The organism is Paenibacillus sp. JQZ6Y-1, assembly GCF_040719145.1.
GTDB lineage: Bacteria > Bacillota > Bacilli > Paenibacillales > Paenibacillaceae > Saccharibacillus > Saccharibacillus kandeliae.
The window spans coordinates 1,759,138-1,782,784 of the sequence record NZ_JBFDUZ010000001.1 but is presented as its reverse complement, the minus strand read 5'-3'; the positions used below and the strand labels follow the sequence as shown (position 1 = coordinate 1,782,784).

Below are 23,647 nucleotides of genomic sequence, written 5' to 3'. Positions count from 1 at the left end.
GTATGTGTTGTTCTTGATGTCTTCATTATGCCGAACAGTTGTCGCCAAAGTTTGATGAACTTGTAAACAAATTGTCACAGCGGTTGTCTAACATAGAAAAACCCTGCTATGGCGTGTATTGCCCAAGCAGGGTTTTTCATCATGCTTTTGTGATGATCGTATGATCTATCAGCGATGTGTGGAAAAAATGATGGAGTAAATTATTTATTTGATTCCGATCTATCCTACACTACTCTAACTCAATAACCAATGCCTCATCTGCATAGCCGTCCGAGGAAGCAGAAGAGGTCTGCGCAGGATTCCACGGCTTGGAGCCTTGAATAAGTAAGCTTTTACTATCCTGATTCCAGAACATATTGTAAGGTAGCATCCCGCGATAGATCGGCTCGCGATACAGCACATTTCTGCCCTGCATTTTGCCAACAAATACTATATTCTGATCCTGCAATGAGGTGTATACGACACTTTTACGATCTGGGGAAAATTCAAAGCCCTGTACATGATCCAGAAGGACGGATAACTCCCCGTTACGTCGGTCGTATTCATACAACGATTGGTCAGAGCCGATAAAGACAAACTGATCGTTAGTAATCCAGCTCACATCATCCCCACCAATCTTACGCTCATACTTCACATCCAGCTTTTTATTCGATGCTTCTGCCATGGTCAGTACCTTCTTTTGACCATGACTCGACTGATACGACTGCATCAAAATGCTAGTACCATTATTCGCAATGTCCACATGGAATATGGAGTCTTGCGCCGTAAACAGAGTCAGCGAATAGCTACTATCCAGATGATTCTCCATATTGTAAATATGCAGAACCGCGCTAGGTTTCTCATTCGCATTAAAAGCAGGTCGATCCACCAGATAACTGACGTATTTGCTATTCGGTGACCACGATACATTTTGGATATATGTGCTAGAGTCATTCAATTGTGTCAGCACAGTCTTTTTGCCATCCTGCATAGATACAAGCTTCAATACCGTTTGGTTAGAGGTATTGAGTGTTTCGCAAAAGAAATTACCATCCGGCGATAGGAAGGTATTGTAGTTGATATGACCAACGACAGTGTTAGGTGTACTTTTTTCAAACGGATATGCCATCTGTTCTAACGTACCTTGTTCCAGCACAGACATAAAATTCATTGCAGATATAACTTCATCATGAGCAGACCAGCCCAGCAAGTGACCGGCGTTGGAAAAATGTCCAGGTAGCCGATAGATTGTTTTGACCTGTACAGGCTTGGATGCTGGATCGACCATTGGAGCTTCGTTATTATCTGGAATGATGACTACCTCTGTCTTGGGTGCTGTATTACATGCAGCTAGTATCATCGTCAACAGCAGGATCAGAATGGATAGCATCATAGTTCGAACTCTCATAACGCCCCCTCCTTTTCCATTCCGACCCAAGCAGGGAATTCCAAAGTGACAATTGTCTCATGGTGATCATTAGCGATGTGAACCGTACCTTCGAGCTGCTGCACAATCGACTTCACAATGCTAAGCCCTAGCCCCACACTTCCCTCTTCCGCACTTCCGGCATGGGCGAGATAAAAGGGTTGGAATAATCGCGACAAATATTTGCCGTCGATGGGATCGCTGGGATTGCTGAAGAGTAAACAAATGCGGTCATGATCTCGCTGCCCTTTGACCGAGACGGTAGAGCAAGGCAGGCTGTATTTGATCGCATTGTCGACCAAGTTGATAAACAGCTGCCTCATCCGATCACCGTCGCCAAGCAGTATGAGATTGTCGCTGATGTCGCAATGAATTTGCTTGTTGTAACGCTGGGCGCGCATTGTCATGGACTCGCAGACATCCAGCAAAATCGGTCCCACGTCTACTGGCTGCCATTCGTGAATAGCATTTTGGTTGCGAGAGACTTCCAGCAGCTTCAATACCATATCGTGCAGCCGCCGACTTTCCTCGATAATATGATTCATACCTTTATCAAAAAATATCGGGTCCTTCTCACCATTCTTGCGAATGATCTCCGCGTATCCGAGAATCGAGGTCAGCGGTGTTTTGAGCTCGTGTGTAATATTGTCAAAAAAGTGCTTTTCCTGCTCATGCAGCTGCTTGAGGTGATCTCGATCTTTTTCGATAATATGAATCTGGCGACTAATCTGGTCGATCATATCATTAAAATTGTCTGCCAGCTTGCCAATCTCATCCTTGCGCTTAACATGCAGTCGCACGTCCAGATTGCCGTTCTTCACTTCAGTCGAAGCCTCGGTCAGCCGAGTGAGTGGAATCGTAATATGCCTTGATAGAATGTACGAGAATAGAAATGCTGCTGCAAAGATAGCGAGCGCGATATAGAGTGTAATTTGCAGCACTTGACCAGTTTGTCGATATAATGCGCTAAAGTCTTTGTAAAAACGCAAAATCCCGACCTTTGCGCCGTCGATAATGACCGGATATGAGAACAGAACCGTTGTATATTTGCCATTATACGTAATGCTGTATGCTGTATTACCACCAATGGCTTGCTCGAGATCACTTTGCATATTGACGGGGAAAACCGTAGTATCCGATGCGTAGAGCAGCTTACCATTCAAGTTATAAATGCCGATACCGCTATCTGTCATCCGGTTCAGATCTACTGCGATTTCTTTGGCAATCTCACCGAAATACAGCTGATTGCTGCTATAGTGATTGATTAGAAATGCCTGCCGCACATAGCCATTGCTATTGTTTTTCAACCCTTCTAGCTCATTCGTGACTAGACTCTGATTGCTGTTGCGAATGAATTCTTTCACCGTCTGATTTAGCACAACAAAAGATAATGAAAAGATCAGGAGAAATCCGATCAGGAATTTGATACTGATTTTGCGTACCATCATTATCCACCCGTCTTCTCAAACTTATAACCGATGCCGAAAACGGTCGTAATGCAATCAGTAGCATCCAGCTTTTTGCGAAGCCGCTGAATATGCGTATCCACGGTACGGGTATCGCCGACAAAATGGTACCCCCATACGAGATCAAGCAAGTCAGAACGGGTAAAGGTTTTGCCCTGATTTTTGAGTAGCATTATCAGCAGATCGTATTCCTTCGGTGTAAGCTCGACTGGTTCCCCCGCATTTTTGACCAGCCGCTCGTCTTCGATGACTTCCAAATGGCGAAAACGGATAACGACAGGTAGTGACTCCTGCCGTATAGAATCACTAGCCTGCTCCACCCGACGTAAAATCGTGCGGATGCGCGCCACGACCTCACGCAGATCAAATGGCTTAGTAATATAATCATCCGCTCCGAATTCAAGACCGAGAATTTTATCGGTAATATCGGATTTGGCGGTAATCATGCAGATCGGAAGGTTATAGTGAGCAGTGACTTTTTTGCAAATGTCTAGACCACTCTGATCGGGCAGCATCCAATCCAGTAGCAGCAAATCCGGCTGAAATGCTTGAATCTCGCTCATCCCTATTGCTCCACTAGAAGCTGTACGCGTCTGGAATCCTTCCATCGTCAATCCGTAAGACAGCAAATCAGCAATGGGTGCATCATCTTCGATAATCAAAATTTTGGCTTTGTTCATGACAATCCTCTTCTCTACCTCTGATCCGGTATTGTAAACATCGTTCATATGTTAACGGTCAGCCTGCAAACAAGCAAATACAGATTGTCATTAAATCACTACAATATATTCATAATCTTGGATGAGAGTTTGTGCACCATCCATAGATTCACGCTTGCGCAGTAGGTCGGATCACGATCTCACTCACATCTACCTGCTCCGCTTGTTCAATGGCAAAGGCAATTGCATCCGCTACAGCTCTCGGCGGCATCGCTATCTCTACATTCGAGCGAACAACCGGGTCTGTCGCACTCTCTACATATTCTGTCCGTGTCATCCCCGGAGAGATGATCGTAACACGTAGCTTATCTCCCGCCTCTTGTCTCAACCCTTCGGAGATCGCGCGCACCGCAAACTTCGTCCCTGCATATACCGATTGATTCGGTACGACTCGATGGGCAGCTGTTGAGGCGATATTGATAAAATGCCCGGATGCTTGACTGCGGAAAACAGGTAGTGCTTCAGCGATTCCGTACAATACGCCTTTAATATTAATATCGATCATCGCTTCCCAGTCGTCTACTTTGAGTGCATCCAAAGGGGAAATAGGCATTACACCAGCATTGTTAATCAATACATCCAATCGTCCATAATGCTCGACAGCCATTTGCACCAATCTTGCTACATCCTCACGTTTTGATACATCTGTGATACCGTAGATGGATTCTCCACCAGAGTCGTTGATCTGCTTATTCAATTGTGCAAGCTTTGTTTCTCCTCTTGCGCCTAAAACAAGCTTCGCTCCTTTTTCAGCTAACAAAAGAGCAGTCGCTTTACCGATACCACTACTAGCTCCTGTAACAATAACCACTTTGGAATGTGTACTCATGTTAACATCCTCGCTTTCTTCTCGCTCAGTGTATGTGTTTAGATGGAATGGGTTGATTTCAGCTTACATGAATACATCTCTCATACAGTAGAACATTCCAAAACGATCATTGCCTATTCCTCTGCATCACATGGACGAGCCTATCACGAGTTGCCTTACCTCTTCCGTTACAATAAAATGATACAAACATCTAGTTCGCAAAATAAAGGAGCTCACTATGATATCATCCTATGCAGATATAGATATGCGATTGCACGAATTGGTTTGCATAATGCTACGCCATGCACCTGAGGACGGTGTATACGAGACAATGATTTCAGGTGTTCGTTTACGACATACAACCCAGATTACACAGCCTGTACACTCCATCGCTTCTCCTTCCCTTTATATTATTGCCCAAGGGTCTAAGACGGTAACACTAGCCAACCAGACTTATCACTATGACCCGCTGCATTATCTCGTCAATCCCGTTCATTTGCCGGTTATCGGAAGAATTGAGGAAGCTTCGATTCAGAAGCCTTATCTTAGCCTTCAATTAGATTTTGATATGGATATGATTTTAGACCTTGTTAAACCGCGACCAGAGCCCGCGATGATACAGCATGATGGAGGGCTATTTATCGACTCTATGACTAGCGATGTACTTGATGCTGCTAGTCGTCTTCTTCGCTTACTGGATCATCCTACAGATATTGATACGCTAGCGCCGTTAATTATCCGCGAAATTCTGTATCGCGTTCTACAAGGGGAGCAAGGAGCAATTTTTGCATATTATGCTGTGACTGGAAGTTATATCAACCGGATCCTACAGGTTGTCGATCATATCAATCAGCATTATGACCAACCGCTCAACATTTCTCAGATGGCAAAGGAAGTGCATATGAGCGCTGCGACGCTGCATAAATATTTCAAGCAAGCAACTGCAATGAGCCCGATTCAATATCAGAAAACAATCAGATTGCAAACTGCGCGTCGTCTGTTACTGGGTTCCCCAATAGATGCAGCAGAAGCCGGATTTCAAGTCGGCTATGAGAGCCCATCCCAGTTTAGCCGAGAGTATGCGCGTATGTTCGGACTACCGCCCAAAAGCGATAGTAAGCAACAAGCCGAATTCTTGATCAAGCAGCACTATGAATAGAGCTAATATACATTCCTCTATGTACAAAAAAGCCGCTATTTCAGCAGCTTTTCATTTTATTCTGTATCTATTTTCTATATTGATTGTATAGGTGAGAGCAGGTGAATTGTATTGAATCCTCCTGCTCTCTTTGTTTTGAATCTTAGCCTAGATCGGCGCCATTAGACTTAATCACCTTTTGATACCAATAGAAGCTATTCTTCTTACTTCTCTTTAGTGTTCCCTTACCTTCATTGTCCTTATCTACGTGGATGAAGCCATAGCGCTTGCTCATCTCTCCCGTCGAAGCACTCACAATATCAATACAGCCCCATGACGTATACGCAATCAGGTTTACACCATCACGTACCGCTTCTCTCATCTGTTCAATATGTGCACGCAGGAATTCGATCCGATACGTATCATTGATCGTGCCATCCGGTTCAATGACATCGACAGCACCCAGACCATTTTCGACGATCATGATGGGAATCCGGTAACGATCATACACATGATTGAGCACATACCGCAGCCCAACCGAATCAATCTGCCAGCCCCAATCCGTTGCTTTCAAATATGGATTCTTATAGCCACCAAATACATTCCCTTGTGTCTCATCTCCCTCAGGGCGAGTACCTACGACGTGGGACTTGTAATAGCTGAAGCTATAGAAATCAACACAGCCTTGCTTGAGCGTAGCTTCGTCATCTTCCGTCATCTGAATCTCAATCCCCTTCTCTGCAAAATATCTCTTCGCAAAGTCAGGATACTCCCCTCGTACCTGTACATCACTACTCAGCATATTGTTCACCTGATCCATACGCAGTGCTTGTAACATATCTTCTGGCTTACATGTACTGCCATAGCCATGGCTATAGTTAATCATACAGCCAAGCTTGAAGTCAGGATTGATCTCGTGTGCGAGCTTGACCGCTTTGGCACTAGCTACAAACTGATGATGCAGCGCTTGGAATCTCATCTGAGTGCTATCCACAGCAGTACTGTTGAATACTCCGCTATCATCCACCAGCAGTGCTCCAGCCAAATATGCACCAGCAGGTACGATCAGACTATTGATCTCGTTAAACGTAATCCAGTACGTAACGACATCCCGATATCGGTTAAAGATCGCTTCGCAATAACGAACATAGCAGTCGATCATCTCTCGGGAAGCCCATGCGTTGAACTTCTCCGTTAAGCCAAAGGGCGCTTCATAATGCGAGATGGTGACAATGGGTTCGATATTGTACTTTTTCAATTCAGCGAATACTCGATCATAAAATTGAAGCCCCGCTTCATTCGGCTCCATCTCATCGCCATTCGGGAAGATTCTTGACCAAGCGATTGACATTCGGTAACAACGGAAACCCATTTCAGCGAACAAACGAATATCTTCTTCATAATGATGATAGAAGTCTACTGCTTCGTGAGAAGGATAATGTACACCCTCTTGAATCTCGCGTGTGATACGTCTCGGAACGGTATGACTTCCACCTGTCATCATATCGGCAGTACTTGCTTTCTTACCATCTACATTCCATGCACCTTCATATTGATTGGCAGCCGTCGCGCCACCCCACATAAAGTGTTCTGGGAATACATGTACATTGTCGTGATTCATAGATATTTCCTCCTTAAATGATTTGGATTAGTTTCTCTCCCATAGCAATTGAAGGCTTATCCGTGCTAATGACATCTGCAAAAGCATCGGAATTCGTCACAATAATCGGCGTCGTAAGGTCATAGCCTTTGGATGCAATCGCATCCATATCGAATTCAAGAAGTAGGTCGCCCGCTTTGACGACGTCTCCTTCTTGTACATGTGCAACAAAATGCTCGCCTTTGAGCTTTACTGTATTCATACCTACATGAATAAGCAGCTCCGCTCCCCCACTTGAGCTGATCCCAATCGCATGAGAAGTCGGGAATACAGCAGATATTACACCATCGACAGGTGAAATAAGTTTGCCTTCCGTCGGCTCAATCGCTACCCCTTTGCCCATCGCACCGGAAGCAAAGGCTTCATCCTTAATCGTAGATAACTCTAGTACTCTACCGGATAATGGTGCAACCAGCACACGATCAGATACCGACTCAACAGGTACTCCAGCGTTAGCGGGCGATTTGCCTTGTGTTGCTTGATCACTTGTATCTTCTGGTATATCTTCAAACCCCAAGATTAGCGTCATGATAAAAGTAACAACAAAGCTGATCACACAGCCAATTGCTGCATGCACCAGATTCCATGGGTTTTCCGTAATGAATGCAGGTAGTGTAGCCAGTCCCGCGATGCCTAAAGCAGATCTACCCACTCCAAACAATCCAACATAGATTCCTCCGACCGCTCCCCCGATGATGACCGCGATTAATGGCTTTTTCAAGCGTAGGTTGACCCCGAATAAGGCAGGTTCCGTAATACCGAGTAGTGCAGTAACGCTAGTAGAGAAAGCAACTTGCTTGAACGCTTTATTTTTGGTTCGCAGAGCGACAGCGAGTGCTGCTGCACCTTGTCCGATATTGTGTACGAGCATACCCGGACCAACGATGCTATCTTTTTGAGTCTGAGCATAGGCGGTAAGTACAACGGGTCCGAGACTGTAATGCATACCCGTCATGATGAGGAATGGGAATGCACCCCCGATCACACCAGACAATAACCAGCCGACATGCGTATTGATGTAACCTACGCCTGCTGCCAGATAGTTACCTGCAATCGCACCAAGCGGACCTAACACAATCAGTGTTAACGGAGCCATGACGATCAAAATAATCAACGGCTTAAGTATCGACTTAACCACTGACGGGGAATATTTCTCAGCAAAGCGCTCTACATACGAGAGAATCCATACTGCCAAAATAATCGGAATAACCGACGATGAATACGTCGCTGGCGTGACAGGTAATCCTAGAAAGCTTATAGGCTTCCCTGTGGACATCAATGCCAGAAAGCTAGGATGTAGCAAAATACCAGCAACCGTTAACGACAAACCGACATTCGCTTTCAACTTAACTGCTGCACTCCAAGCAAGCAGTATCGGTAAGAAGTAATAAGCAGCATCCCCGATAAAGGTCATAATCGTATTGAATTGACCATCTAGATCGACGAGATGGAATGTTTTCAAAATAAGTAAAACCGCTTTGATCATCGCACAACCGATCATTGCTGGCAGGATCGGTGTGAAGATACCAGCAATCGTATCCAGAATCGTAGTGAATCTCCCTTTTTTCACTGTGGGTACATCAGATTGCTGGTTACTGAAATTACCGAGCTGGGTTAATGCCTTGTACACATTATTTACTTCGTTACCAATGATGACTTGATACTGCCCACCACTACTGGCAACACCCATCACACCAGGCACATTTTTGATTGCTTCGCCATTGGCAACAGCCTCGTCTTTCAAATTAAACCGAAGTCGGGTAGCACAATGCGTGACACTGTCTATATTCTTTTCTCCACCAACGAGCTTTAAAACCTCGGCGGCTGTGTTCTCATGTTTCATGGACGGTTCCCCTTTGAACAATTTTGATATAAAAAAAGACCTAGAGTCCGATCGCATATAGATGTGCTCTATACACGATCGGGCTCTAGGTCTTGCCTGCTTCACCAGTAACAATCCTAGTCTATTCATTATGAGATAATTCACGATACATGGATCAATCTGTTTCTTCATCAATGACTCGCTTGATATGAACGGTCAAATAGACCAGTTCATCCTCGGTTAATTCTTTGCCGTAATCCACTCGAATCAATGTGGCGATACGGAGACTACATTCATATTCTTTGGCGTATTTCGCTTTGATAATATGGAGAAAATCACTATCATTATGCTTCACAACCGTATTATTAAACAAGCGATATGCAAAGAATTTTAAGTGAGTAGTCAATCTGGAATAATGAATGGAGCTTTCATTGAAGTTAATCTTAAATTGATAACGAATAATATTTAGTACCTTCTGTATAAATTGCGTAATCCGCATCGTCTCTTCCATTTCAGAACCGAGTTCGGCATTTACAATATGCAGAGCGATAAAACCTGCTTCATCTTCTGGCAGAGCAATATCGAATTCCTGATTAATCATGTCTAACGCTTTCAAGGCAACTCGGAATTCATTGGAATAGAACGCTTTAATTTCAGACAATAACGCATTGTTAAAATTCATCCCTTGCTTATAGCGAGCTACTGCAAAGTTAATATGATCGGTTAACGTTAAATATATATTCTCATTCAATTCTTTATGGAGCGTTTCTTTGGCATATTGAATGATACTGTCTGACACACGAATATATTCCATCGGGATTTGCGCGAGTAGAGCATACAATTTACCGGTTACATTTTTAGATTTGAGGAAGAATTCTTTTTCAATTTTCCCTGTCTCTACATCGTCTCCCTTCTTCTTTTGAAAACCGATGCCACTCCCGAGAAGCATCATCTCTTGCCGCCTATCGTTCACTGCGCAGACGACATTATTGTTAATAATGCGTGTGATTTTCATGGGATCTCCTTTTAAAATGAAACGTTTACAAAATTTAGAAATAAAAAAGACCGATAATGACGACTACATGAAATAAAGCGAATCATGCCTCGTATTAATCGGTCTTGCCTGCCGAAGCAGTAACAATCCAGATCGCGTTCATTATTTTCTTATAGAGTCATATTAGTGTAAAGTAATATGTTTGTCAATTCCTTGGTTCGGGTTGGTATGCAATCATTCATCTCAGCTTATGATTCAGCCGATCGGATACACAAAAACTCTGTAAGCTAAGCGGAATCCATACCGCATGCTTACAGAGTTATATTACTATACAAATATAATCGTACTTCTCCTATTCCTGCCGCTCTATCCATTCCCGCAAACGCGGAAATACGGTCAGTGCATTATTGTAAAATACATCCTCCCAATGCGGCTCTGGAATCAGGTTTTTGATAAATCCAATCCACGCATCCAGCGGTACGAGCGGCCAATCAGTACCGAACAGCACACGATCATACTTTTCCGCAAAGACAAGTGCGCGCCGAAAATGGTCGACATACGTCTGTTCACCCATTAGACGCTGTACTTTGGCATGATCACCGACAATCCAGCCGGACAGATCAGCATACAGATTCGGATTCTTTTCCAGCATCGCTGCTGCATCCATCACCCACGGATCGCCTAGATGACACAGCATAAACGTAATATCGCGATGCTTGAGAAACGTCTCTTCCATAGATAGCGGATGCGAATATTTGAGCAGCCCTTGATCTGCATAAGTTAATCCACCATGAATTACGATGGGTAGACCATACTTGCGGGCAAGGTCATATACCGGATCATAAATAGCATCGCCTACATTGTAATGGTAATATCCAGCGTACAGCTTGAAACCAACCACCTGCGGATTGGCAAGCGATTGCTCTAATGCTTCCAATTGCCCCGGTTCATGCAGCGTCTCTGGGTTAATACCGACACAGGTAAATACATTGTCTGGCATCTCGTCATTCAGATCCAGCAGCATCGGATTCGTCGCCTTCACATCTGGGAATGCGCCCGGTGTCGTTTCGGTTACACCCATTCCCACTGCTGCAATAATATTCGATGCTGCAAATTCAGCCAATAATCCATCGGTCGTATAGTCGATGGATGCCAAATTGCGCGCTGTATCATGAAATGCCTCGATCTCGGAAAAATGAATATGTGCATCAATAATCTTCATAGGATGTGTCATGGAATGTTCCTTTCCCGCTGTTATGAAGTAGGCTCCTCTGATACAAAACGAATGCGCCGCAGATCGTTCAATGCCTCATCGGCAAGCTCAATCGATGTGAATAGATGGAACTGTGGACGGGTCAGCACGGTCTGTCCATGATGAAGATATAGCAGATTATCCGCAGCCGTCAACATGTTGCCAGCATCGACAAATCCCCAGCATTCTTCATCCTGCGGCACAGAGATTGCATACAAATGATGATTTCGTTCACTGGAACTCAAGCGTGCCGTTCCGCTCAGAACACGAACATCATACTCTACTTTACCCGCTTTGTAGACCAATTCTTCACCCACTGTATTGCGAACATGCAGTTTACCGGAAGCCATATCTTCTCCCGGCTTGTAATAGTTCCAGTAGCGCACATTTAGTGGAGTCAAGCTTGTACCCGTTTGCTGATCCACACGCACAACCGAAGCGACGAGCGGTACCCCCGGCAACGTGAGATAGTATTGGCGCAAAGACAAGCCTTTGAATTTGGCGTTTTTGCGAATAGCTGTATCAATGGCAATTCCTGACCAGCGATTCCCATTTGTATCTAGCATTTCTGTAAATGAGCATGTATGTGTTTCTTCCAGCATGCTAGCTTGCGACATTTCACCAATTTGAAGTGACAATCCGCCCAGCCACGGGTTCCACCATGATTTGGGACCGGGCTGTGGGTAAGAAGAATCTAGCCATTCCTGCCCTTTATATTGTAAGGAAAAGATCGTCGGTGCAAAAGCTTCGCTTGCTTTGAACTCCAATATGCCATTGTTCACACTATGAACCTCACCATGCTCATCCGTGATAATCTGCATGTTCACTGAATGATCCGCAACCGGAATTAGCAAGCGTTGCTGCTTCAGCTCATAGCTATCCATATCGAGATGGATATTCAGTACATCCACTTCACCAGAACGTTGGGATTCCAACGACCACGATCCATTGTATTGGCGCAACTGCTCTTCCAGCGGCATGTGGAATTGCTGCGGCTGGATTGACATATTACCATCGTTAGACGTATGCGAATGATTCTGTGCTTGTTGCGATTCCACGAGCATTTTGCCATCCAGTACGGCATTTTTGTGTTCGATTAATTGGATCGGAGCGGCTACACCATGTACAAACGGATTGCCGTTGTTGAATACAAGTTCCAGTGGCGGTAAGGTCGATAATGACTCCTTCGTACCCTCAGCAATTGCAAAGGAACGGAAATCCTGCCAGCGGCTCCATGTTCCGCCCGCCAGCGTAATCGCGGATGTAGTTACCACTTCGCCTGACTGTAGTACACCAAGCGGATGCTCCAACGCATAATGCCAGAGATCGCGCTGCAATGGCAGATGTTGCGGCCAACTGGTTCCCCATGCGGAATGATCCTTCTGTGTAAACACCCAGTTCTCGCTCCAATCCTCTACTAGCCAATAATCGCTAGAGGACGCATCTGGCCCACTGGATGTGTGAATAAACTCGCCGCGATAAGGAATAACACTATCATGCAGCGAAATTGCGAATTTTTCTTTTAAAAATAATGGTTCTATCCGTTGCTCATTCATCTGATTTCGTACGATATGATGCCGCGTGACAATGCCATTGCGTTGTAGTGTAATCACGGTAGTGAATTGCAGCTGTTGCGACTCCAGCTCGTATTCCACTTCCATGATCATATGGTCCTCCTGACGGAAGCTTACGCGTACTGGACGATTCTTCTGAAACGCATCGTTATACGGCAAACCAAACTTCGGATAAAACAATACCGTGCCCTGCTCCGAGCCATAATACACGTTGAGGCTGTTGCTTTCCTTGTTCAAGTGCACATGACACAAGCCGTTGACTGCGACCCATTCTTTCTCTGTTTCGCCGCCAAAAGCAGACTGCACATGTGGCAAGACGAGACTGACGTATTGATCCAGCACATGAATCATTGCATCGCCATTTGCCTTATCAATGGTTATACGCTCATGCCAGATGCCGTATTGAAGTACTTGAGCTGTAACCATGACCGAACGGCGCGATTGTGCGGGTACAGTAATCAACAGCTCTGGCTCAACAAACGAGAGCAGCGCATGCTGCGGCCAGCGGATACGATACGTTTCTTCGGTGTCGTATTCATTCTCGACCGATAGCTCCAATTCCACCTGATCGCCAACATACAGCGTACGATGCGGCGGCTGTAGCTTGAGCCGTACGGGGAATTTCGGTTCGACGCCTAACTTGAATACCGCAGCAAGCCCGTTAATGAGTAGCTCCGCCTCGACAACAGGATGGGTTTGAAACGGATTCTGTTCCTGCTCAATCGGTTTCAATACAAAGCTGCCTTGTATCGTTTCGCGTTGCTGCACCGTTACGGACTGGTGCAGCTCATAATCCACCTGCTCATTGCCTGAGGCGTTAATGTCTACTTGCAGCGGCTTACCTGTTTTGTTGACGATCTCGTATTGTATGGGATAGCTCATGCCAAACGGCAAACGATGCTGCTTCGGAATGGTAGCGGAAATAAGATAATCGTCGGTTTCAATCAGGCGCAGCCCTCGTCCCGTACGCTCATATTCCATTCGCAGATGCAGGTCATCTTTGCGCCATTCATAGACGAAATAATCGAACCCGTTCTCGCCTTCTCCATCCGGCTGTGTCGCAATCTCGCGTACACTATCGTTATACCAGTCAATCTGATCAAAATACGACTGTACCGCAGGCGTTTGCAATACAGACGGAATCAGGTTGATCAGATGGGTAACATCGTCACGGCGCTCCCAGAAAAAGCCTGCTTTTTTGTATGCAGGAACCGCTTTGACATTGCCTGGCCATGTATACAGATCCACACGTGGCCAACCAAGCGTGATCGTTTCTTCTACCGCGCGCAGCACTAAGCGTTTGCCGATCTTTTGCCCGTGATAATCTGGGCGTACATTCAGCAGGGCAATATAGAGCGCTCCTGCGTCTTCTTTGTAATGCGAAAAGCTACAATATCCGATGACTTCATCTTGGTTCACTGCCAGAAACACATTCAAATGAACGCTATTGTGATGTTCCTTCAAAATCATTTGTTCCGTTTGGATTGCGTTGTCACCGCCCCAGCTCTCATGGCTAGCGTTCCACATGTCCGCAATGGATGCAGCATAACGCGGTTCGTATTCGACAATTTGAATATCTGTGGGATTGATCGTCATTGCAGTCTAATCCTCCGTTATTCTATGTAGTATGAAGCTGGTACGATCTGTGATTCTACTAGCTACTATATCATAGTCTGCTGACCATCCGGGCGCAGATATGGGTGGCTGAACAGCATGCTATATGATACTTGACGAGTGAAGAGGTAATTTGGTTGCTATGTGGCTACTTTTTTTCCAGATTGCATGGTAACTTACTTCAATATGTAAAAATCCGATCCTGCGTCATATAACATTTGGCAGAATCGGATAAGAGACTTCTTATTTGTGATCGTTGATCACATTCGATAAAGGGTAATGTTGCAAACAGACTTAGTTCGCACCCACTACAGGATGCGGCACATACGGTTCTTCCAAAAAGGCCACATCCTCGTCCGTTAGTTTCACATCCAGCGCCGCCACTGCATCCTCCAGATGCGTAATTTTGGTTGCTCCGATGATCGGTGCGTTGACAGGTGTTTTTTGCAGCAGCCATGCAGTAGCGATATTCGCACGAGTCACCTCATATTTGGATGCCAGTTCGGCGACACGTTGGATAATGACACGGTCAGTGTCGAGCGTCGCGTCGTATTTGGATTTTTGTATCTGATCGCTTTCCGAGCGGAAGGTTTGTGCTTCTGGATCGCGGGTGAGACGCCCAGACGCGAGCGGGCTGTACGGAATAACGCCAATCCCTGCATCACGACACAATGGCAGCATCTCGCGTTCCTCTTCGCGGTATAGCAGATTGAGGTGATTTTGCATGGAGACGAATCGCGTCCAGTTGTTTTTTTCAGCAACATGCAGTGCTTTTTGGAATTGCCATGCATACATGGCAGATGCCCCAATATAGCGCACTTTGCCTGCTTTGACCAGATCGTGTAGGGCTTCCATCGTTTCTTCAATCGGTGTGGTATAATCCCAGCGATGAATCTGGTATAGATCGACATAATCGGTACCTAGACGTAGAAGACTTTGATCGATTTCGCTTAATATTGCTTTACGGGACAGACCTGCACCATTCGGACCTTCCTTCATTCGACTAAATACTTTGGTGGCGATGACGATTTCGTCGCGGTTCGCATAGTCTTTGAGCGCACGACCAAGATATTCTTCGCTGCTGCCCATCGAATAGACATTGGCAGTATCGAAGAAATTAATACCTAGCTCCAATGCTTTTTTAATGATAGAGCGACTGGTTTCCTCGTCTTTTACCCACGGGTGTACCCAGCGGCTAGCATCGCCAAAGCCCATGCAGCCGAGGCAAATACGGGAAATGTCGAGACCTGTGTTGCCAAGTTTGCTATATTCCATAAGATACTGTCTCCTTTATCCTTTATTGAGATCGCGTATGAACATGCGTTTGCATGGATAACCTTTACGTGTGGATGGTGAAGCTTCTGGATATTTGCGCTCCAATTGATCCAGCGATTGTTGATATAACTCACGGAATGGGGCTTCTGTTTCATGCTGTATCAATGTGTGCAGACGCCATATCAAACGTTTCTCAAAATACATCATCCATTTCTCCATCATGATCACGGCAACGACAACCTGCATTTATGCCGATTCTTGATTGCTGCAATACTAGAACAGCAACATAGACATATGATAAAAGGGTTGCGAAGCCGAGGTCACCTCCTTTCTCTGCTTCATGAGACTGTCTATGTTGTATAACACACAGCGACTACTCCTTCAGTATGCCGCAGTCCCAGCAAAACCGTTATCTCATTCGTCTCAAATGATTGCCTATTTCTCTTATGACCATTAACAGTAGCAATGTCACAGGTATATAATGCAGACATAGCCAAACTTCACAGTAGCTTATACAGAGGAGGAACCCATCGTATGACCCAGCAGCTACATCATCAGAATGCGGAGCTGGCAACACTTATTCAACGGCATTGCCCAGACGAAGGATTGTTTGAAACAGCAGTACCTTCGCTGTTTCTCATACATCATCGGCAGACGACGGAACGTGCTTTTCGCGTATATCAGCCTTGTCTGTGCATGATTGCCAGCGGTGCCAAAGATATTTTTCTCGCTAACGAGCATCTTGCCTATGGACCTGCCAGCTATCTGGTTGCTTCCATGAATCTGCCGGTTGTCGGTCAGGTAGTACAGGCATCAGTGGACGAGCCGTATTTAAGCTTTAAGCTGGAATTCTCTCAAGCACAGATTCTGGAAGTACTTCATAATACCGATCTGCCACAGATGCCGCGTGATCATGCGAAACGGGCATTGTTTGTTGGGCAAAGTGAGCAGCAGTTATTGGATGCGGCAGTGCGACTGACACGATTGTTGGAGCAGCCAAAAGATATTCCGTTTCTAGCGCCACTGTTTACCAAAGAGATCTTATATAAGCTGCTTCAAACTCCGTATGGTGTAACTCTGGCACAGATTGCGTTGGAAGGCAGCAGCTCATATCGCATTCATGAAGTAATTGAGCAGATTATTCAGCAGTATGATCAGCCACTACGTGTGGAGGAATTGGCGGAGCTGGCGAGCATGAGCGTGTCGTCGTTTCACCGTAATTTCAAGGAGATTACTGCGATGAGTCCATTGCAATTCCAAAAGCAGCTTCGTTTGCAGGAGGCAAGGCGCTTGCTGCTCGCAGAATCAGCGGATGCCGCAGATGTTGCTTTTCGTGTGGGATATGAGAGTGCTTCCCAATTCAGCCGGGAGTATGCACGCTTATTCGGTGCGCCACCGCGCACGGATATGAAGCAATGGAAGGAAAAATACGGAACCACGCTCAATGCGTGAATACGATTAGCGAAGTTTAGTAGATTTAGCAGATAAAGCTTATAGTATGAAAAGAAGCCAGATGCTCATCGGATAGTCCGGTGTTCATCTGGCTTGTATTCTTTATCCAAGATACGTCATATATTCAAAAGCAGTAATGCCATACACGCTTTTAAAATGCTTATTCAAATGCGTTAAATCTACAAATCCGCATTCCGTCACCGCTGTGTATACATCCTTGTTCTGCTCGATCAGCTGCTTGGCGTACTCAATTTTGCGATTTAGAAAGTATTGGTAAGGCGAAATGCCCGTCTGTGCTTTAAACATACGGATGAATTGGAACTTGGACTGTCCCAGCTCTGCGCTAATCTCTTCCAGCTTCATCACGCCGCCAAGATCTGCATGCAGCATATCTTTGGATTTACGGATAAATCCGACATCCTGTGAAGCACGGGAGGTCCAATCCGTACGGGCAAGGCTGTCAGTCAAGGAGATTAGCAATTCACTGCACAATGCGTCATCCTGATCGCTCAACATCGCTTTAGATAAGGAGACGATTTTGCGGTTTAAGACAGGATCGTAAACGATGGGCGATGAGAAGCGCAGCAGCTCTTTTTGCCCAGTGGCTTCGGTCATGAGCTGTGGGTCGACATACAGCATGACGTAATCCAGCCCGCTGCGGTCATTTGCCATGCCATCATGCGCCTGTTCGGGATTGAATAGCATCACTCCGCTGGAATGCGACAGTTGCAGACTGCCATCCATCGTAAACCGCTGAATCCCGCGCAGTGTCACGCCAAGTGAATATTCCTGATGCGAATGGCGTTTGTACGTAAATTCGTTGATACTGGCGGACAGCATCGTAATACCCGCTGCTTTTTTATAGATAAAATGCTCTGTCGGATTCACCGCATTCTCCTCCTATACCCAGATCATAACGACAGCGTAGATCAGAAATAGTGTCATAATCAGATTCGCTGGTCGTTGATGCCGCTGTAGAAACTGTTTGAAAATTGTACCAAACATCACCCATGTTGTATAGGCAAGAAATCCGATACAGGTAATGACGAGCACGCCCATTGTTAGTCCGCTGATCGCCGGATAGTATGGCATAATAAACGTCGGAATCACAGTCATCGTGAACATAATGACTTTGGGATTGACGAATTGTGTGATAAAGCCAGAATGAAAGGTACCCATGCCGCTAAATGTACCCGATTTGGATGTTTTGGATTTGCGTGAAATCTGGTACGCCAGATACAGCATATATGCGCTACCGACAATCTGCATAACAATCATAACTTTAGGCAACACGGCTGCCAGCATACTATTCAAAAAGGCGGATGCCGCAAGCAGCAACGCGAACGCCAGTGTAGCACCGTAGGTGTAACGCAATGCTCGCTGAGTCCCCTCTTTTTGGGCAATTGAGAGAATAACGATGGTGCTTGGACCGGGTGTGAACGTAATAATGAAGCAATACAATAAAAAGGACAGGATACTGATGGGAAAAACCCCTCTCTGCACGTTGGCGGTGTTTTTATATCAATATACCTGTCGTTATGGAATGGCTATAGTATATTATTGCAGCTTGGATGCCTTAATGGATGTGAATGAATGATTTTGCCGCTGAATATGTAAAAAACCCGAAGTGCCGTATGCTGGCACTTCGGGTTTTGTATAGTTGAACCTCATCCAAACTTATGATGATTGGCTATACTGTGTAACTGATTATGCTAACTCATATAAACCTATTCCCCTTGCTTAGACAGCTGATCCAATGTAGCAAAGTCCTCATCGCTCAATTGCAGATTCGCCGCTTCGATATTTTCATCCAAATGCGATACCGTCGATGTACCCGGAATCGGCAGAATAACCGGAGAACGACGCAGCAGCCATGCAAGAGCTACTTGTGCTGGTTTGGCATTCAGTTTTTTGGAGATTTCGTCCAATGGACCGCCATCGCGTGCGAGTTCGCCGGTTGCCAGTGGGAACCACGGGATAAAGGCGATATTTTGCTTTTCTGCCTCGTTGAGCAGGTCCTCCGACTTGCGAGTGGACAGATTATAGAGATTTTGCACAGACGCGATTTTGGTAATTTGGCTTGCTGCATGTAGCTGGTCGACGTCTACTTCACTCAGACCGATATGGCGAATCTTGCCTTCTTGACGCAGCTTTTCCAGTTCGCCAAGCTGTTCTTCCAGTGGCACCTTCGGATCAATGCGGTGCAATTGAAATAGATCGATGCGCTCCAAGTCTAGATGACGCAGACTAAGCTCTGCCTGCTGACGCAAATACTCTGGACGTCCTACTGGACGCCAATCATTTGGACCGGAACGGGTTAAACCCGCTTTGGTAGCGATAATCAGATCATCTCTATACGGATGCAGCGCCTTACGGATCAACTGCTCCGCTACAAACGGACCATACGAATCCGCTGTATCAATAAAGTTAACACCTAGCTCTACTGCGCGCTGCAAGACGCGTACTGCTTCATCTGGGTCTTTCGGGTCGCCCCATACACCTTTACCCGTTAGTTGCATACTTCCATAACCAAGACGATTCACTTCCAGGTCGCCGCCAATCTTAAACGTACCAGATGCGGCTGCATTCAGGTTTTCGGTTGTCATATGAAAAGCTCCTCTCGTTTGTGGATGATCCTATTCCTGTCATTCTACACCTAATTATACCTTTACCCTTAATTGAAACTTTCTATACATGAGGGCAATATTATTTTTTACAACTCATTTAGTTTACATAATATTTATTATGGTAATAATTAAGAAGTTGAATGGAAATATTTATCTTTATTTGATCTATGTAGGGATATTTGTTTTATCTATGCTATGTTTTATAATATATTGCATTTTTTGATTCTAATTCTCTTTACGTTTATATAATCAACATAATATTTATTATGTAAACTAATTGATGCAATAAAACAATGCTTATCCTTCCTCATTAATTAGCAACCATCATACCCATCGAAATGAAATAACAAAACAGGATACTCACAAACATACTAACAAGACATCATCACAAAAAGAGACGCAAATCGCTGAATACTAACCTTCAGCCATTCACGTCTCTCCTCTATCTTATTTTTTCATTTCCATTTACACCGTCATCCTATTGCTTTCCACATCTTCATGATTTGGTAAGGTACAGTTCACGTAACGCTTCATTAGCAGCATTGCGAACCGTCTTATTATGATGAGATTCATACTTCTCCACAATCGGAATATATTTATGATTGTAGGTTATTCCTAGTGCATACACTGCCTCTGCCAGTAATTCTGGCTCAAGCTGATCTATCTGATCGGCGATAATATCCAGTACTTGCCCTCCATATTGAGTCAGCAATTCCAGAATTACGGTCTTGATCTCCACTGTTTCTTCTGTAAACAAATGCTGCTGTAGCAAGACAATGATCAGATCGAAATGCGGAAGATCGTATCCAAACCATGGGTCGAGAAACCGATCCATGCAAAATAGCAAATTGTCCTTTTCCTGCTGGCTTTCCGTTTGCAAAAAGACTTGAATCGGTTCGATACCTGCTTGAATAATATCCATATGTCGCCGATTATAGCTTGTATATTTTGCAGAATCAGAGTCCACGATCCTCTTCCTCTCTACGAAATGGGATATAAGCTAATAACGCAATTTTTATACAAATTCAGCTAAAATTCGATCCGTCTGATACGGTGTGATGCCCTCTTCCATTGCGAACACAGTATCTGCATCTTCTATATGCTCCACTATGCTACCTCTTGCTTCTGCATGCAAGGTGAACAATTCGGACAGCATTGGTCGGCGCAGATCGGAAAAGGCATGTCCCAGCATTTGCAAACCCGTCATATTGTCCTGTGCGGTAATCTGGAAGCTGCGATTTTTTAATACTGCATCCATCCAGATCATCTCGCGAGTATGCAAGTCCAGCGCGAACGGCACAGCTTGCTGCGCCTCAACAGTCAGGTCAAACTTCGACTGTACTGTGCGTGGCTCATAAATCTCCCCCGTCTGATCATACTGACGCATCATGAATCCGGCAAAGCACTCTGGCAGCTCGGCGAATGCCTGTCCCGTAAAACAGTTTACCTGCACCGTAGCATAACGCGCACGGGTCTGTGCCAATACAGCCGGAATATGCAGATCAATAAACTCGGAGGCTCCATTAGGTGCGGACACAATATCACCGCTGTGCACACCAAATTCCGATTTTAGATTGTAAAAAGCTAGTGTATCGATATGTTGCCAGTTCTCATCCATCAGGATCACCGACAGATCGACATCGACGCGAGTTTGTGAACCCTCGCGCATATCGCTCCACCAGCAGAATAGACGCACCGTATCTCCATCCGGCATATTCACTCTACTTCCACGTGGCAATGCACGAAGCGCGCGACTTGCGGAACGCTGTGACAATGGAACGGGAATCTGTTGCAGTGCTGGATCTATATATACCCGTCCCAATGTTTCTTGCTGGGCAAAGCGCTGTTTCAATTCTTCTTTGATTACTTGTACGAGCTGCTGCGCTACTCCATCTGGTAATGCAGGCAGATGATTCGGCATCGCCACTACTTTCCCCATATTGCCTTTCGGGAAAAAGACACGATACCGTTTTGGTTCATGACGATGCTTGAAATGTGCCATCATTTGCAGCAGTAGCGGTACCGCTAGCTGGTTCGCACTTTGCTGAAACTGATCCAGAATAACGACAGTTCGTGCTGGCTGAGAGCGTAGCAGCTTATCCAAGCGTCGTGCCAGTTCGCCCGGACGCGTTCCTAGCTTGGCAATCATCGCGGAATCACCGACGGACAAACCGCGCTCGATCTCACTGCGGAATGTAACGATATGCTTGTCGCGGCGCAATGCTGTAAAGGCTGCAAACGCATACGGATATTGCTTGCGCATCTCGCCAGGATGCAGAATCTCACCCAACCGTTTCCATTGCTCACGGTATAGCACCATATCTTCCAGCGGTTCCACCGTACGCTCTAGCAAGCCAAGCAGCAGTCTACGCTCCGAACGCTTGAATTTGCGGAAATGATATGCCGCTGCGAGATCAGTGACCGCTGTTCCACTCTCTTGGTTTACACCTGATGTACGATTCACCTGAATATTCATACCTTGATTCATGTTGTACAGATTGGCAAATGGGCGCGTGAGCTGCGGCAGCTTTTTCGCCCACGCTAGACTTGTATCTAGACCAGATAAGCCAGCAGCAAGTCGTAGCACATCGGTAGCTGTGCGGAAATACACGCTCAATCGCTGAACACTAGCACGTCCATTGTCCAACAAGACCGCTGCGATATACGCAGCATTTTCCTTATAGGGAATCTGCTCTGGCAACAGCAACTCTATATCCTCGATCTGTTGCAGCGCTGTACGCAGATCTTCTTTATCCTGTTCGGAAAGCGAGCCGTTGGCGGCTGCCAGATTGCGTATGATGTTGATGCCAGTCGATTCCTCCGCAAGCGATAGGAATCGAAGTGGAGTATCATCCAGTAGCAGCGGACGAGGCTGTGCTTCGTGATCTGGTAATGTGCCGCAGGCGTAATGCAGCACCGCATTCAGATACAGCTGGGCATCGGAAGCTGCCATCACTTCATTTGGAAAGTTGGGATACATCGGTGTGTAGTTCACATGATCGCCTACCATCTGCTGCAGGATCGGTATGATCTGTTGATGCAAGTCGATCAGTACTTTTACTGGCAAGGTATGACATGCTTGCAACAGCTCGCGGTCAAATGTATAGCCGATTTGCTGTATATGTTGAAGCAGTGTAGCTAGAATACGCTCATTTGACAATGAATTTTCTATAGTCGATTGCTCGGTATATGCTGAAAGATTAGCTTGTACGTGTTCTGTTCGATGAGAGAGCTGAGATAGTTGCTTAGGCAGGATAAGCTGCTGTACACGACGCAGCAAAATAGGATTCATCCACTCAAAGGTAGGGATGATGGGATATGGATTGCCTTGTGCTTGCTGGATGATCGGTTTGGAGTTATTGGTATTCATATGTAAACCTCCTAGATATACAACAGCCGCAGGAGAGCCGGAACACTGAAGGACAAGTTGGGTTAGAAGGAAGTGTTCTGATAGCCTGCGGCTGACGTATGATGTTGAACGAACAAAGCGATAAGTAAGCTGCAGGAGAGCGGGAAAGCTGAAATATACCATGCCAGGGGAGACGAATCTCCACTCTGGCTTAAAAGAGTAGAAGGAAGCTTTTCCATAGCCTGCGGCTTCGTTACAGCATGTTGTTCGTCTTGCTGATAGGTACACTTTACGTCATCCTTCTCACTGCGAACAGGGCACAAGTATGGCGAACAGAGAATAATCACGTATTTTGCTATCTAAATAAATAGGAAACTATTAAACAGTAACCTATTTAATTGCACCCGATTGTCTACCTAAAATTGCATCTATTCAAATTATGTATATAATAAATGAGTAAGTGTTCATTGATAAGCAGATGTCACTTTGTTT

18 protein-coding genes are annotated in these 23,647 nt (G+C 45.4%); 2 read left to right on the top strand and 16 right to left on the bottom strand.

What is annotated here, in order from left to right:
* Positions 1 to 229: 229 nt before the first annotated feature.
* The 4 genes from ABXR35_RS07740 to ABXR35_RS07725 form a co-directional block, all read right to left on the bottom strand.
* Positions 230 to 1,387, bottom strand: coding sequence for a hypothetical protein (locus ABXR35_RS07740; RefSeq protein WP_367057765.1), 1,158 nt, complete (start codon positions 1,385 to 1,387; stop codon positions 230 to 232).
* A complete protein-coding gene (locus ABXR35_RS07735; protein WP_367061268.1) occupies positions 1,384 to 2,850 on the bottom strand; it encodes an ATP-binding protein in 1,467 nt (488 codons plus the stop codon). The genes ABXR35_RS07740 and ABXR35_RS07735 overlap by 4 nt, the downstream gene beginning before the upstream one ends.
* A gap of 2 nt (positions 2,851 to 2,852) precedes the next feature.
* Positions 2,853 to 3,551, bottom strand: a complete 699-nt coding sequence (locus ABXR35_RS07730) for a response regulator transcription factor (RefSeq protein ID WP_367057762.1) — start codon at positions 3,549 to 3,551, stop codon at positions 2,853 to 2,855.
* Positions 3,552 to 3,699: 148 nt separating this feature from the next.
* A complete protein-coding gene (locus tag ABXR35_RS07725; RefSeq protein ID WP_367057759.1) occupies positions 3,700 to 4,419 on the bottom strand; it encodes an SDR family oxidoreductase in 720 nt (239 codons plus the stop codon).
* A 217-nt stretch (positions 4,420 to 4,636) separates the two neighbouring features.
* Between ABXR35_RS07725 and ABXR35_RS07720 the strand changes: the two genes are divergently transcribed.
* Entirely contained in the window at positions 4,637 to 5,557 is a 921-nt protein-coding gene (locus ABXR35_RS07720; protein WP_367057756.1) for an AraC family transcriptional regulator, read from the top strand.
* 142 nt (positions 5,558 to 5,699) lie between these two features.
* Here ABXR35_RS07720 and ABXR35_RS07715 read toward each other — a convergent pair whose 3' ends face one another.
* The 7 genes from ABXR35_RS07715 to ABXR35_RS07685 form a co-directional block, all read right to left on the bottom strand.
* Complete coding sequence (locus ABXR35_RS07715; RefSeq protein ID WP_367057753.1) at positions 5,700 to 7,157, bottom strand: glycoside hydrolase family 1 protein; 1,458 nt, start codon at positions 7,155 to 7,157, stop codon at positions 5,700 to 5,702.
* 13 nt (positions 7,158 to 7,170) lie between these two features.
* Positions 7,171 to 9,039 carry a beta-glucoside-specific PTS transporter subunit IIABC gene (locus ABXR35_RS07710; protein ID WP_367057750.1) on the bottom strand — a complete coding sequence of 623 codons (1,869 nt, stop codon included), beginning with the start codon at positions 9,037 to 9,039 and terminating at the stop codon, positions 7,171 to 7,173.
* A 154-nt stretch (positions 9,040 to 9,193) separates the two neighbouring features.
* Complete coding sequence (licT, locus tag ABXR35_RS07705; protein ID WP_367057747.1) at positions 9,194 to 10,033, bottom strand: BglG family transcription antiterminator LicT; 840 nt, start codon at positions 10,031 to 10,033, stop codon at positions 9,194 to 9,196.
* Positions 10,034 to 10,364: 331 nt separating this feature from the next.
* Positions 10,365 to 11,234: an amidohydrolase family protein gene (locus ABXR35_RS07700; protein WP_367061265.1), complete on the bottom strand. Its 870-nt coding sequence runs from the start codon at positions 11,232 to 11,234 to the stop codon at positions 10,365 to 10,367.
* Between the two features lie 32 nt (positions 11,235 to 11,266).
* On the bottom strand, positions 11,267 to 14,434 hold the full coding sequence (locus ABXR35_RS07695) for a GNAT family N-acetyltransferase (RefSeq protein ID WP_367057744.1): 3,168 nt from the start codon (positions 14,432 to 14,434) through the stop codon (positions 11,267 to 11,269).
* Between the two features lie 312 nt (positions 14,435 to 14,746).
* On the bottom strand, positions 14,747 to 15,727 hold the full coding sequence (locus ABXR35_RS07690; protein ID WP_367057742.1) for an aldo/keto reductase: 981 nt from the start codon (positions 15,725 to 15,727) through the stop codon (positions 14,747 to 14,749).
* A 15-nt stretch (positions 15,728 to 15,742) separates the two neighbouring features.
* Complete coding sequence (locus tag ABXR35_RS07685; RefSeq protein ID WP_367057740.1) at positions 15,743 to 15,973, bottom strand: hypothetical protein; 231 nt, start codon at positions 15,971 to 15,973, stop codon at positions 15,743 to 15,745.
* A gap of 288 nt (positions 15,974 to 16,261) precedes the next feature.
* On the opposite strand from ABXR35_RS07685, the gene ABXR35_RS07680 reads away from it, so the two are divergent.
* Positions 16,262 to 17,179 (top strand): AraC family transcriptional regulator, encoded by a 918-nt coding sequence (locus ABXR35_RS07680; RefSeq protein ID WP_367057737.1) that lies wholly within the window; start codon positions 16,262 to 16,264, stop codon positions 17,177 to 17,179.
* Positions 17,180 to 17,281: 102 nt separating this feature from the next.
* Here ABXR35_RS07680 and ABXR35_RS07675 read toward each other — a convergent pair whose 3' ends face one another.
* The 5 genes from ABXR35_RS07675 to ABXR35_RS07655 all read right to left on the bottom strand — a co-directional run bounded on the left by ABXR35_RS07675 (position 17,282) and on the right by ABXR35_RS07655 (position 23,176).
* Positions 17,282 to 18,019 carry an AraC family transcriptional regulator gene (locus ABXR35_RS07675; RefSeq protein WP_367061262.1) on the bottom strand — a complete coding sequence of 246 codons (738 nt, stop codon included), beginning with the start codon at positions 18,017 to 18,019 and terminating at the stop codon, positions 17,282 to 17,284.
* Between the two features lie 60 nt (positions 18,020 to 18,079).
* A complete protein-coding gene (locus tag ABXR35_RS07670) occupies positions 18,080 to 18,661 on the bottom strand; it encodes a LysE family translocator (RefSeq protein ID WP_367061259.1) in 582 nt (193 codons plus the stop codon).
* A 245-nt stretch (positions 18,662 to 18,906) separates the two neighbouring features.
* A complete protein-coding gene (locus tag ABXR35_RS07665; RefSeq protein ID WP_367057734.1) occupies positions 18,907 to 19,785 on the bottom strand; it encodes an aldo/keto reductase in 879 nt (292 codons plus the stop codon).
* Between the two features lie 517 nt (positions 19,786 to 20,302).
* A complete protein-coding gene (locus ABXR35_RS07660; RefSeq protein WP_367057731.1) occupies positions 20,303 to 20,773 on the bottom strand; it encodes a hypothetical protein in 471 nt (156 codons plus the stop codon).
* 48 nt (positions 20,774 to 20,821) lie between these two features.
* The gene (locus ABXR35_RS07655) at positions 20,822 to 23,176 is read right to left on the bottom strand and encodes a TerD family protein (protein ID WP_367057728.1); all 2,355 of its coding nucleotides are present in this window, start codon (positions 23,174 to 23,176) and stop codon (positions 20,822 to 20,824) included.
* Positions 23,177 to 23,647: the final 471 nt, after the last annotated feature.